General features: G+C 56.1%; 1 pseudogene. It reads left to right on the top strand.

The features are described from left to right. Positions 1–278 (top strand): annotated as a pseudogene (locus tag SB772_RS40360) (carbamate kinase); the annotation flags it as partial.

A 278-nucleotide genomic window follows, 5' to 3' on the forward strand; every position in this document is an offset into this window, starting at 1 on the left:
TCGTAATTGGCGCGGGCGGCGGTGGAATTCCGGTAGTGCGTACTGACGCGGGAGATTACCAAAGCGTGGACGCGGTTATCGACAAAGATCCCTCTACCGCGCTGCTGGCCCGTGAAATTCACGCCGACATTCTTGTGATCACCACTGGCGTCGAAAAAGTGTGTATTCACTTTGGCAAACCGCAGCAGCAGGCGCTCGATCGGGTGGATATTGCCACCATGACCCGCTATATGCAGGAAGGGCATTTCCCGCCCGGCAGCATGTTGCCAAAAATCATC

This window comes from Paraburkholderia sp. SIMBA_030 (assembly GCF_046535245.1).
Taxonomy (GTDB): domain Bacteria; phylum Pseudomonadota; class Gammaproteobacteria; order Burkholderiales; family Burkholderiaceae; genus Paraburkholderia.